Annotated in this window: 14 protein-coding genes; 11 read left to right on the top strand and 3 right to left on the bottom strand. The window is 33.5% G+C overall.

Annotated features, from left to right (window positions below):
• The first annotated feature begins 23 nt into the window (after positions 1–23).
• From ACPF9A_RS00660 to ACPF9A_RS00635, 6 genes are all read left to right on the top strand, one after another.
• Complete coding sequence (locus ACPF9A_RS00660) at positions 24–1,412, top strand: hypothetical protein (RefSeq protein WP_424000699.1); 1,389 nt, start codon at positions 24–26, stop codon at positions 1,410–1,412.
• Between the two features lie 131 nt (positions 1,413–1,543).
• Positions 1,544–2,341, top strand: a complete 798-nt coding sequence (locus ACPF9A_RS00655) for a hypothetical protein (protein WP_424000697.1) — start codon at positions 1,544–1,546, stop codon at positions 2,339–2,341.
• Positions 2,342–2,483: 142 nt separating this feature from the next.
• A complete protein-coding gene (locus tag ACPF9A_RS00650; protein WP_424000695.1) occupies positions 2,484–2,636 on the top strand; it encodes a carbon starvation CstA family protein in 153 nt (50 codons plus the stop codon).
• A 381-nt stretch (positions 2,637–3,017) separates the two neighbouring features.
• Positions 3,018–3,227: a hypothetical protein gene (locus ACPF9A_RS00645; protein ID WP_424000693.1), complete on the top strand. Its 210-nt coding sequence runs from the start codon at positions 3,018–3,020 to the stop codon at positions 3,225–3,227.
• Positions 3,228–3,273: 46 nt separating this feature from the next.
• Positions 3,274–3,759, top strand: coding sequence for a hypothetical protein (locus ACPF9A_RS00640; RefSeq protein WP_424000691.1), 486 nt, complete (start codon positions 3,274–3,276; stop codon positions 3,757–3,759).
• A 52-nt stretch (positions 3,760–3,811) separates the two neighbouring features.
• Entirely contained in the window at positions 3,812–4,357 is a 546-nt protein-coding gene (locus ACPF9A_RS00635) for a pyridoxamine 5'-phosphate oxidase family protein (RefSeq protein ID WP_424000689.1), read from the top strand.
• 26 nt (positions 4,358–4,383) lie between these two features.
• Here ACPF9A_RS00635 and can read toward each other — a convergent pair whose 3' ends face one another.
• A complete protein-coding gene (can, locus tag ACPF9A_RS00630) occupies positions 4,384–5,025 on the bottom strand; it encodes a carbonate dehydratase (RefSeq protein WP_424000687.1) in 642 nt (213 codons plus the stop codon).
• Positions 5,026–5,359: 334 nt separating this feature from the next.
• On the opposite strand from can, the gene ACPF9A_RS00625 reads away from it, so the two are divergent.
• The 5 genes from ACPF9A_RS00625 to ACPF9A_RS00605 all read left to right on the top strand — a co-directional run bounded on the left by ACPF9A_RS00625 (position 5,360) and on the right by ACPF9A_RS00605 (position 9,013).
• Positions 5,360–5,785, top strand: a complete 426-nt coding sequence (locus tag ACPF9A_RS00625) for a VOC family protein (RefSeq protein WP_424000685.1) — start codon at positions 5,360–5,362, stop codon at positions 5,783–5,785.
• Positions 5,786–5,811: 26 nt separating this feature from the next.
• Positions 5,812–6,444 (top strand): hypothetical protein, encoded by a 633-nt coding sequence (locus ACPF9A_RS00620; RefSeq protein ID WP_424000683.1) that lies wholly within the window; start codon positions 5,812–5,814, stop codon positions 6,442–6,444.
• A gap of 50 nt (positions 6,445–6,494) precedes the next feature.
• Positions 6,495–7,394, top strand: a complete 900-nt coding sequence (locus ACPF9A_RS00615) for a sterol desaturase family protein (RefSeq protein WP_424000681.1) — start codon at positions 6,495–6,497, stop codon at positions 7,392–7,394.
• Positions 7,395–7,485: 91 nt separating this feature from the next.
• Entirely contained in the window at positions 7,486–8,121 is a 636-nt protein-coding gene (locus ACPF9A_RS00610) for a DUF998 domain-containing protein (protein ID WP_424000679.1), read from the top strand.
• A 94-nt stretch (positions 8,122–8,215) separates the two neighbouring features.
• Positions 8,216–9,013, top strand: coding sequence for a hypothetical protein (locus tag ACPF9A_RS00605; protein WP_424000677.1), 798 nt, complete (start codon positions 8,216–8,218; stop codon positions 9,011–9,013).
• A gap of 127 nt (positions 9,014–9,140) precedes the next feature.
• Here the strand turns inward: ACPF9A_RS00605 and ACPF9A_RS00600 are convergent, their stop codons facing one another.
• Positions 9,141–10,385, bottom strand: coding sequence for an amidohydrolase family protein (locus ACPF9A_RS00600; protein ID WP_424000675.1), 1,245 nt, complete (start codon positions 10,383–10,385; stop codon positions 9,141–9,143).
• Positions 10,386–10,398: 13 nt separating this feature from the next.
• Positions 10,399–11,829 (bottom strand): amidohydrolase family protein, encoded by a 1,431-nt coding sequence (locus ACPF9A_RS00595; RefSeq protein ID WP_424000673.1) that lies wholly within the window; start codon positions 11,827–11,829, stop codon positions 10,399–10,401.
• Positions 11,830–11,839 lie beyond the last annotated feature (10 nt).

Here is an 11,839-nt window from a genome sequence, read left to right as displayed (position 1 = left end):
AATAACAGCTTAAATATATTCTTATGAAGAATCTTCAGCTAATTAGTTCATTGCTTATTCTAATTTTTATAAACTCCACATTTGGGCACACAATTGAAGAAAAATATAGTTCAAATCCTATTCTCGAACCAATTTGGAATAACAAATCGTTGGCTAATGTCAAGACTTTAAGTTTAAATTTTTCATGTCACAATTTAAAAAATACAGAAAATGCTTATATAGTTTCGAATCAGCAGGAATTAACTGAAGCAAAAGGAATTGTTTTAAATATAGATAACGGCTTGGCGATTCCAAATGCAGAAATTAAATTCTTAAAAAATAATATAAATATTCTCTCTAATCAAAATGGAGAATTTGAGTTTTCTTTATCAAAAGATTTTCTTGAAGACAATATTGTTATAACTGCAATGGGCTTCATCAATGATACCATTAGCATTGAAGATTTAGCAAAAGCTCCAAAAAAAATTCATGAAATTTGGTTGCAAACTCAAAGTTTTAATCAAATAAATCTTGATGTAGTTACTGTGACGGCGAGCAATATTAATCTTACAGCAGAAGAAATCGTTCAAAAAGCTAGAAAAAATGTTTCATTCAATTATACTCAAAATCCATATAATCAAAAGTTTTTCTATAATTATATCAAATCTAATGATTCCGATTCAGTGTATGGTTTTAAAGCAATTGTAGAGACCTTCAATTCTAAGGGAATGAAGAATTCGTTTAGGACAAATAAAAATTTATACGGTGAAATTGAACAATTTAAAACTATTGGTAAGAGACAGAATTTAAAAGATAACGAGAACAATTTTGTTGAAATGACGGAGATGTTTGATTGGGATTTAATATTGAGTAAATCAAATGTATTATATAGAACTAAGTCTTATTCACTGACTAAGGAAGGAGTTATCGATTATAATAATAAAGAAGTTTATAAGATTAGGTTTGTAGATAAATCTCCGAGTAGCCTAGCATCTCATAGCAGTCATGCCACAATCAAAGAATCTTCAGGATTAGTTTATATTGACAAAAGTAATTATGCAGTATTAAGGTATGAACATTGTATTAAAAAAGAGCCTTTAGAATTAAACAAATATCCTGGTAAAATAGTAGAGCAAAATCAGAAAATACTTTTTTCTTATAAACAAAAGGCAGATAAATCGCATTATATTCGGCATGGTCAAGTGACCGAAGAAATAATTTTAAAATCAAAGATTGACGGTGTCTTTAAGAATCAAATAATAACAAAACAAGACATATTATCAATTCATTATAAGCCTTTTAATATTTCTAAAATAAAACAGCCCCTTTCTTCTATTTGGGCGTTAGAAAATTCTCAAAGCAATACTAATTTTTGGAGACGTAACCCTTTCATACTTCAAGAAACAAAATTAATTTTTGGAACATGTATGTAATTGATATCAATTGAAATAATAAAGAAGCAATTGTTTTTTTAAGTTAGTAAAATAAGTAGGGGATTAATATTATTACATATTAAATAATCTAATCTTTAAAGCATTAACAATCCAATAATTACAATTCAAAATTGAAAACCATATTAAAGTCAATCTTAATTATACTTCTATTTGGGCTCTTAACCGTAATAACTCAAATTGGCGGAATTGTTTATGTATTAAGTGTATTGATTTCTAGAAATTGGAAGAAAAAACTGAGATTTAAAACCACTTTAATATTCATTGGCTTATATCTATTCTCAACGTTTTTAATAGTTCCTTTTGTAGCGCCAATCTTTGGGCGAGAGAAAGTGAAGCACGCTATAAATATAAGTGCAACAAACTACATGACGGTTTTATTAAATAGAAATTATGTAAAACCTGAGCTGAATAAATTATTGCTGCATACAGCTAAAAATTTAGAAGGAACAAAAATTGAAATTCACTATTTAGATGCAAGTTTTCCTTTCATAAATAAATTTCCTTTGCTGCCACACTTAAGCCATAATGACGGTAAGAAAATAGACATTAGTCTTATTTATGAATCTAAAGGAATCATTAAGAAAGGACAAAAATCTGTCAGTGGTTATGGGGTCTTTGTAGGTCCTAATTCAAATGAATTTGACCAAATTAGTAAATGCATAGACAACGGTTATTTTCAATACGACTTTCCTAAATATTTGACCTTTGGGAGTATCAATGATGATTTCGTCTTCTCTGAAAAAGGAACAAGAAAACTGATTACTAATATCTTAAATAATCAAAATTTAGGAAAGCTATTCATTGAGCCACATTTGAAAAGCAGAATGAATTTAAAAGATAAGAGAATAAGGTATCATGGGTGCAAAGCAGTAAGACACGATGACCATATTCATGTACAATTAAAATAAGCGGTAATACACCACAAACCTTAGCGTAATTATTACTTTAGTACAATAATTATTTATAGTATAAAATTGATTTTATTTAGGAATATAAATATCTCTGAATCGAATATTTAACACATTGAAAATTATCAACTAAAGCACCCTCATGATTAAATTTATTACCTCCATGGTCTTATTGGTATTGGGCTATCTTATCTACGGTAGATTTATAGATAAAACGTTTCAACCTAATGAGAATAAAGAAACTCCCGCACATACTATGGAAGACGGAGTTGACTATGAAGTTGAAAGATGTTAATAAGGCTTTATAAATTGATAACATTTGAATACTAACCAAACTTATAAAATGAATAAAAATATCATCGAATTTTTCAAAGAGATACTCACAATTATAGTTGGTATTTTAATAGCACTGTATATCAACAATTGGAATGAGGATTGAAAAGATGCAGAATATATGGAACAAATATTTGTATCGATGGATAAGGAGTTGAAAGAAACCAATGATGATATAAATGACAAATTAGCTAAGTAAAGAATACTAATAGATTCTCTTGATTTCTATTTAAAAGACGATGAATTATCCTTAAGTAAAGTAATAGAGAAAGCACAAGGTATTTTTATACCATTAATCAAAATTAATTCTTGGAAAGCTATATCTAATTCAAAAATTGAGCTCATGGATTATGAAAAAGTATCAAGCTTATCTGATATTGAAGAGCAAAAAGAACTTTTGAGAATTAAATCAGTTAAACTCTTAGATTTCATTTATTTAAATTACAAAGAAACCGGTGAAGCTAAAAAAGAGTTTTTAAGAATTTATATGTTAGAGCTAATAAGCACAGAAAAAGATATTCAAAAAGATATTCAAAAAATAATAAAGGAGTAGGGATTAATATTAAACTGGTTATTCTAAGTTGTAAAATAATTCAAAAATGAACATCACTAAAGACTGGAAAAAGATAAGGACCCATTTCAATAAGAGTTTTAGTTCTAATTTTCATATTTCAATAGCATCTGTAGATGCGGAGAACAACCCGACTGTCACGCCAATTGGTTCGCTATTTCTGAATGATAATCAATCCGGATTTTATTTCGAAAAATTCCCAAAGAAATTACCAGTTCATGCAAAAATGAATAAGAATGTATGTCTTCTTGGGGTGAATAGTATTAGGTTCTTTTGGCTTAGAGCATTGTTCAAAGAAAAATTTTCAGACTACCCGGCAATAAAATTATATGGTGAACTAGGCGAGAGAAGATTAGCGACCGACCAAGAAACAAAACGACTCGACCGCAGAATGCGAATGACCAAAGGGCTTAAAGGAAACACCTATTTATGGGGCAAGATGGAGTATGTACGTGATATCAACTTTATTAAAGCAGAGAAGATTAATTTAGGAAAAATGACAGCCAGTTTATGATAACCATTTTAAGGGTAGTAAATTAGGACAAAAATCAACCAAACAAGAATTCATGGGAAAGAAATTAGATGCTATCACTCCCGCATTACAAGAATTCATAGAAAACCAAAAGATATTTTTTGTGGGCACAGCAGCTGCTGAAGGCAATGTAAATGTCTCGCCCAAAGGCACAGATTCTTTTAGGGTGATTAATCAGAGTAAAATTGTTTGGTTAAACCTTACGGGTAGTGGTAATGAAACTGCAGCTCATTTGTTGAAGAATAATAGAATGACCATCATGTTCTGTGCTTTTGAAGGTAAGCCCATGATTTTAAGATTATATGGCGAAGCCAAAATATATCATAAACGTGACAGTGTTTTTAATCACTTTTCTCAACTGTTTCCTGAAAATATAGGGGCAAGGCAAATAATTGAAATGAATGTAGATTTAGTGCAGACTTCTTGCGGTTTTGCGGTTCCGTTTATGGATTTTAAAGAAGAGCGAACAACCTTAAATGATTGGTCTAAAAAGCAAGGAGAAGATAAAATTGAAGCATATTGGAAAAACAAAAACACTAAAAGTATTGACGGATTTGAAACCAATATTCTTAAAGATTAATAGTTCTTTTTGTGATTAAGCTATGGTCATATAATTCCTAGTTTATAGAATTCCTCTAATTGAGAATTACAACTAAAATTAACCTCTAAATCTTTTACAATTCCTGTACCTACACCATATACCCAGCCATGTAAATAAAGGTCTTGACCTCTTTCCCAAGCGTTTTGTACAATCGAAGTTTTAGCTAGGTTATACACCTGCTCCATAGCATTAAATTCGACAAAACGGTCAAAGACTTTCTCTTCATCGGTTATGTCTCCCAGCTCTTTTTGATGTTGCCTGTATACATCTCTAATGTGGCGGATCCAGTTATCTGCCAAGCCGTAAGACTTGCTTCCCATAGCAGCTTTTACGCCACCGCAACCATAATGACCACACACGATAATATGTTTTATTTTTAGCACATTTACCGCGTAGTCTAATACACTAAGCATGTTCATGTCTGAGTGTACTACCATGTTGGCAATGTTTCTATGTACAAAAACCTCACCTGGTATTGCTCCGATTATTTCGTTGGCAGGTACGCGACTATCAGAACAGCCGATCCATAATAACGGCGGTGACTGACCTTTTTCCAATTTCTTGAAATAATCGGCATCGCTATCTAATTTAGCAGCTACCCATTTTTTATTATTATCGATCAAGTTTTTATAAAAATCTGATGTCATATTGTTTTCTTTAAACTATGCCGGCGCTCTTAATAAATTATTCTGTATTTGATATCCACAAACTTTTCTATTCAGAAATGGAATTCAAAATTAGCATTCCATATTTATGTGACGATATCCTTCTCATAGTAAGTAATTATTAAAGGTAAGCTCTTCCATAGAATTATTATGAAAAATAAAAACTGAGTAAAATATTTTTGTAACAATAATTCACGAGATGGTTAATAAGAAGTCTTAATAGCAGATTTTATTCCCGCCACAATCCATTAAAACCATATTTCAGCGATAACTAATTTATAAGCGGTATTTTTAATATCCATAAAAGTAGAATACTTTGAAACAGACCATAGCACGTGTAGCATTAGTAGTCGGTGATTACGATAAAGCCATTGCATTTTACACCAAGAAATTAGATTTTAATCTTATCGAAGATACCGACTTGGGCGATGGTAAGCGTTGGGTAATTGTAGCTCCGCCAGGGTCTAAAGAATGTTCGTTAGTATTGGCAGAAGCAGATGACGAAAAACAATTGGCAAGTGTAGGCAACCAGACTGGTGGTCGTGTTTTTCTATTTTTATACACGGATGATTTTTGGAGGGATTATTACAAAATGATGGAACGTAAAATTAAGTTTGTGCGTTCACCAGAGAAAATGCCTTATGGTATGGTTGCTGTTTTTGAAGATTTATATGGGAACCTGTGGGATTTATTAGAGCCAATTAAAAATCTACAACAAGAGCAGCAACAGCAACAACAATAAATTAGTCGTTTTATCTCTACTAAAACATGTGGAAGTATCTTAAAAACATATTCAATTTTAAAGGTGAAATGCCTTTGACGGGCTTTAGTACTTCTAAGAATATTTTTAGATCTAAAAACCTTTTATGCGGTATCGGTAAATCTGAAATAGGAGAAAAGGAGATAGAAATAAGCGAGTATCCTTTTGAGCCATCGATTGCATACCCAACAGCGGTTATTTCTGCAATGGATATTGAATGCATGTCGGTTGATTTTACAGTGTGCAAAATTCATGTTAAAAACGATATCCTATTTGTTACTGCAGAACAGAAAGAAAAACTGAAGCAGTTTGCCGAAAGTAACAATATTAGACTTATACCTCAAAGTTGGAATTGGGATTGGATTCTAGAGCCTTACCTAGATACCGAATTAACCAAAGAAAACGAAGAACGTTGTCTCGCCAGACTCATGGAAAACGGATTCACATCTCTAGAAGTAGATACGATTAGGGCAGAAGTAAAAGACCAGATGTACGCCTATAATTTTGATACCATGTTGTGGGATTGGTGTAGCTTAGGTTTGTCTGATGTTCTTTCTGCTATGCGCTCTAAATATTCAAAAGAAGAGTTTAGAAAGTTTTATAAGAGAGCACTTGAGATTGAAAAACGAAAAAATATGTAAGTCAACCTTTTGTAATTAATCTTTATCTTTAAAGAGACTAATTACAGACCATGCAAATTCCTGAAATCCCCAATTTAATACACTACGCCATTCCGTTTTTTACGGTAACTGTAATTCTAGAAGTTATTCTATCAGTAAAGGTGAAACTCCATGACTACGAGTTTAAAGACGCCGGTACTTCTATTATTATGGGTTTGGGCAATGTGGCAATTGGTTTGGTAACCAAGGGCATTGCATTGGGCTTCTTTTACCTGTTGTATAATTTTTATCATCTGTTTGAAATTCCCTTTGCATGGTGGTCTTGGTTAATTTTACTTTTCGCGGAAGATTTATGCTATTACTGGTTTCATAGAACTAGTCATGTTAGTCGTTTTTTTTGGGCGAGTCATGTAGTGCATCATTCCTCAAAAAATTACAATTTAAGCACCGCATTACGACAGTCGTGGTCTGGAGGGTTTTACACCTTCATTTTTTGGACTCCGTTAGTTCTTATTGGTTTTCACCCGGTAATGATATTGGTACAGATGTCGGTAAGTCTTATCTATCAATATTGGATCCATACCGAAATGATCAAGAAAATGCCCAGGTGGTTTGAAGCCGTTTTTAATACGCCGAGTCACCATAGGGTTCACCATGCAACCAATCCGCAGTACTTAGATAGAAATCATGCCGGAGTATTTATTATTTGGGATAGGATATTTGGCACCTTCGAGCCAGAAGATGAAAAGCCCGTTTATGGTTTGGTAGCGAACATTGATACGTATAACCCTATTAAAATTGCATTTGCAGAATGGTACCAGATGTTAGGCGATTTCTTCACATCAAAAACCTCATTGGTAAATAAGTTTAAATACCTAACTAAACCACCTGGGTGGAAACATGACGGTACCAGTATTCTTTCTACAGATTTAAGAAAAGAGTGGGAAGAGCAGAGAAACACTGATAAGTAATTGTTTTTTCAAATCCTTTTTCACGCTATTTAAATTCTTAATGATGTAACAATCGTATTAATTAGTCGTCATACCATCAACCACTAGAAGAATGACCAATAAATTAGTAGCATATATAGGAATTTTAGGAGTTAGCTTGTTCGCCATTGCGGCAATTGTTGGTCCGTTATTAATAGATGATTACAGTGTAGTAAGTCAATATATTAGTGAATCTTTTGCGTCTGATACTGCATATGGTTGGTATTTACAGTACTTCGGATATGTACCTAGTGGAATTCTTATAACCATTTTTTGTTTCAGTGCTCCAAACTATTTTCCAAGTTCCAAATTAATAGTATCCGGATTTTTCGGATTGGCATTATTCTACGGATTAGGAACGGTACTAGTAGGATTTTTTCCGTGTGATGCAGGTTGCCCAACAGACGTTATAGACTCTAGTCTATCGCAATTAATACATAATGCCATGGGGTCGCTGACCTATATTTTTCTACCGATAAGTATTGTTGGCGTCGGAGTGGGATTAAAGAAAATGGAAGGCTATTATAGATTATCACAAATAGCAATGGCTACGGCTATCATCAGCGGAATTTTTATATTCATCTTATTCTCCAACCCAGAATCAGATTACCGCGGAATTTTACAGCGAGTTATAGAAACGTCGTTTATAATATGGATTATTTCTAGTGCATTGACCATTAAAAAATATGTTTCAGTTACGTCTAAATAGTTTGCAAAAAATTGAAGGTTTTATTCTACATTTATCTACTTTAAAAAAAATAAAAGTTCCTTTCTTTTAAATCTATTGTTTAAAACATTTATCATTGAGTATGAAAAATTTGGTGTTTTATTTCTGTGTTATTTCTAGTTTTTATGTAACCGCACAGCACGGAAATTTAGACGGAATGTGTTTTAAGTTAGTAAAAGATCAAAAGGAACTAAATCATTGTCTGCAAAATAATTCTGCGACAGTAGAACAATTATTTGATGCACTCCCAAAAATTCCATTTTATAAATATGGGTTCTCTGCTGAAACTAATTATGAAGAAAGAGTAAAAGATAAATCATTAACAGTTTTTTATCCCTCCCATATCAATAGCGGTGAAAAGTATGAATTGAAGATGAACATACCAACTTATAAAAATAGAGTTGAAATGGTGGTTACCTTTACTGATTTAGATGTAATGGATGTTTTAGGTTATGAAGAATCGCTTAAAGTAAAAGAAGAAACTAAAAAGATGTTTGAAAGAATTGGGCAGCCTATTCCAGCAGATATGGCCAATATAAAATATGAATCGCAAAGAGTTAGAATGATTAATTTTCATAAAGTTATGTATGAAAATGCTAAAAAGACAAACATTGATTATTTACCTAGTGAAGGAGCAGGATATATGGTACCCGATTTAAAATTGGCGCATGTTGAATACCCTTTTATTAGTTATAATGATGTAGATAAACAGGTTTCTTTTGCTTCTACCTATGCTGATAGATACAGTTTTACAATTACAATGAAATACGTTGAAGAGATACACTCTTGCAGTTCAGCAGCAAGTTATTTAATTGATTATTTGACTCAGATAGATTTTGCCAGTTTAGATAGAAATATTTATTTCAATAAATAAATTTCCTTTAAAACGTATTTTGCAACAACCAGATGAGTGTGCGAAACCCAACTGCTAGCATTGCATATAAAGTTAGACATCAATTAGTTTTAAAATTTTCCAACAACCAACAACCAACAACCGACAACTAATCTTTATAAACTACCCCATCTTTCATTACAAAAGACACATTTTTAACAGTAGAGATATCTTGAATTGGATTCCCTTTCACGGCAATAATATCAGCCAGAAACCCTTCTTTTAAGCTCCCTAATTGATTTAAGTGAAACATACTGGCATTACCAGATGTTGCAGATTTTAAGACGGCTAATGGCTTCATGCCGTAATCGACCATTAATTCCATTTCACGATAATTTTCTCCGTGGGTAAAAACACCCACATCACCACCAAAAACAATTTGTACACCAGAATCAAGAGCCATTTTAAACGACTTACGTTTTTGCTGTATACGATCAGGTTCAGGGTCGGTCGCCTTGTTCCAACCTTTGTATTGTGTGATTGCATCACCAGCGGCAAGGGTAGGGCATAGACCGATACCTTTATCTTTCATCATCTTAAAAATTTCAGGTGTACCACCATCACCATGCTCAATAGTTTCAACGCCACCGAGAATTGCTCTTTTCATTCCTTCGGGAGTACCGGCATGGGCAACAACGTATTTTCCTGCTGTAGTAGCGGTCGCAACCATAGCATTAATTTCTTCTTGTAAAAATGTCGCTTTAGAATCGGCTCCGGGTGTCCAACGATAATCCGCATATATTTTTATTAAATCGGCACCGTTACCCATTTGTCTACGAACCGTTTCAATGCATTGATCAACTCCGCTTGCTGCTTCAGCACCTAATGGTACAGTTACACCGTCATAAAATCCTTTTGGGCCGTATGCTCCTGTAGCAACAATTGCAGGACCGGCAACTAATAATCGTGGACCGACTATGATTCCGTCATCAATAGTTTTCTTCAAATATACATCAGTATAACCGGCACCTTCAGCACCCAAATCTCGCATGGTGGTTACGCCAGCCATTAAAGAATTTTTTACATGAACGGCACCTCTAACTGCACGTTCAACAGGCGATTCTTTTAGTACTTGATCATTCCAATCCGTTTCATTGTATGGGTGCAATAAAACATGTGAGTGACCTTCGATAATACCTGGCATTAAAGTGCTGCCTGCCAAATCTATTTCTGTCGTGTTGTTCGGTAGTGTTATTCCGTTGGCATTTCCTGTATAAGTAATTTGATTTCCTTCCACTAAAACCACCCAATTGGTATGTAATTCGGTGCCGTCAAAGACTTGGTCTGGTTTTAAGAGTGTTTGAGCAGAACATAGGCTTATGGTGAGTAAAAAGAAAGATAATAATGCTTTCATAAAAGTAGTTTGTTTAGTTGGCAATGGCAGAATTTAATAAGTTGTCTAAATCAGCTTTGGTATGTTGATCTCCATTTGAAAGCACCATAAAGATGTCTTGGGTGTTTCTAATATCTTCTAACGGATTGCTATTTAGTAAAATAATATCAGCAATTTTACCTTCAGAAATGGTTCCGTAATCAGCATCTTGTTTTAAAAATTTTGCACCGTTATAAGCGGATGATTTAAGTGCATCTAAAGGAGAAATTCCGGTAGCGACCATGGCTTCCATTTCCTTGTGTAAAGAAATACCTGGGTAGGTATAACTGTTATATGCCCCGCTATCAGATCCTGCCAAAAGAGAGACACCGTTTTCATTCAATTTAAACGCAAGTCCGCCGAAAAAATCATCAAGTGCTTTACGGTCTGCCACTTGTTGTTCGGTCGAATTTTTTACACGGTCAATTCGACCTTTATAGGTTTGTTGAATTCCGTCACTCATGTATTCTAAGTAGGCATCATTGGTATGGTCAACTTCATCTAAATAGCTGAGCACTCCACCAATATGCAGGGTGGGTACTACAAATACATTTTTTGATTTTAAGTGCTCGAATGTTTTCAAAGCGGTCGAGTCAGAAAATGAAGATTGGAGTAGGGGCATGGCATCCCAAAATCCGATTTCTTTATTGATTAATTGTTGGGTAATTTCTTTCTCTTGAGAAGAAGAGCCTTTCATGATATAATACAAATGTTCTACCGCATCAATGCCAGCATCGATAGTAGCGTCAAGTTCAACAGTAAATGGCATGTGCCCCGAAGTTATTAAACCACGCTTCTCGGCTTCCTGTATCACCTTTATGTAATTTTCACCCGAAATACGGCTATCATAAATTTTCACAAAGTCTGACGGTATAGCTTGCAAAGAATCTAAAGCCTTAGAAATATTTTCATCAGTATCTACTTCTAAAGAACCAGCCCAAGTACCACCTGGTCCGTCAATCTTAGGTCCCGATGTAAAAATGGTAGGTCCTACGAGTTCATTGTTTGCAATAGCTTTTCGCCACTTTAAAACAGACGAGGTTAAATCGCCACCAGCATCACGTACTGTTGTAATTCCGTTAGCCATAAAAAGTTTCAAGAAGTTCTTGTTAGCATCAATTAAAGAATCACCACCTCTAAAATGCGTATGGTTATCCCAAAAACCAGGTACAATAAATTTCCCTTTTGCATCAATGATAGATTTAGCTTCTATGGTAGTTAAATCAGTATCAGAAGTTATTTTAACAATTCTATTATCGGTAATTAAAATGTTGGAAATAGAAACAGAACCATCTTCTAGATGAATAAGATGACCATTTTTTATAATGACATCACAAGTGATTTTCGGTTCAGATTTACAAGATAAAAGAAATGTTAAGCAGCATAAGGCTAGGCAAGTCTGTCTTAATTTAATTGAAATATTCATGTTGTTTTTG

This window comes from Maribacter sp. IgM3_T14_3 (assembly GCF_049603095.1).
Taxonomy (GTDB): Bacteria; Bacteroidota; Bacteroidia; order Flavobacteriales; family Flavobacteriaceae; genus Maribacter.
This window is presented reverse-complemented; position numbering and strand designations above follow the sequence as displayed.

What these genes read in the sequence shown, in the direction of transcription:
- ACPF9A_RS00660 (WP_424000699.1), top strand. Translation starts at nt 24, where the DNA reads ATGAAGAATCTTCAGCTAATTAGTTCATTGCTTATTCTAATTTTTATA.
- ACPF9A_RS00650 (WP_424000695.1), top strand. Translation starts at nt 2,484, where the DNA reads ATGATTAAATTTATTACCTCCATGGTCTTATTGGTATTGGGCTATCTT.
- ACPF9A_RS00645 (WP_424000693.1), top strand. Translation starts at nt 3,018, where the DNA reads ATGGATTATGAAAAAGTATCAAGCTTATCTGATATTGAAGAGCAAAAA.
- ACPF9A_RS00640 (WP_424000691.1), top strand. Translation starts at nt 3,274, where the DNA reads ATGAACATCACTAAAGACTGGAAAAAGATAAGGACCCATTTCAATAAG.
- ACPF9A_RS00635 (WP_424000689.1), top strand. Translation starts at nt 3,812, where the DNA reads ATGGGAAAGAAATTAGATGCTATCACTCCCGCATTACAAGAATTCATA.
- can (WP_424000687.1), bottom strand. Translation starts at nt 5,025, where the DNA reads ATGACATCAGATTTTTATAAAAACTTGATCGATAATAATAAAAAATGG.
- ACPF9A_RS00620 (WP_424000683.1), top strand. Translation starts at nt 5,812, where the DNA reads ATGTGGAAGTATCTTAAAAACATATTCAATTTTAAAGGTGAAATGCCT.
- ACPF9A_RS00615 (WP_424000681.1), top strand. Translation starts at nt 6,495, where the DNA reads ATGCAAATTCCTGAAATCCCCAATTTAATACACTACGCCATTCCGTTT.
- ACPF9A_RS00610 (WP_424000679.1), top strand. Translation starts at nt 7,486, where the DNA reads ATGACCAATAAATTAGTAGCATATATAGGAATTTTAGGAGTTAGCTTG.
- ACPF9A_RS00600 (WP_424000675.1), bottom strand. Translation starts at nt 10,385, where the DNA reads ATGAAAGCATTATTATCTTTCTTTTTACTCACCATAAGCCTATGTTCT.
- ACPF9A_RS00595 (WP_424000673.1), bottom strand. Translation starts at nt 11,829, where the DNA reads ATGAATATTTCAATTAAATTAAGACAGACTTGCCTAGCCTTATGCTGC.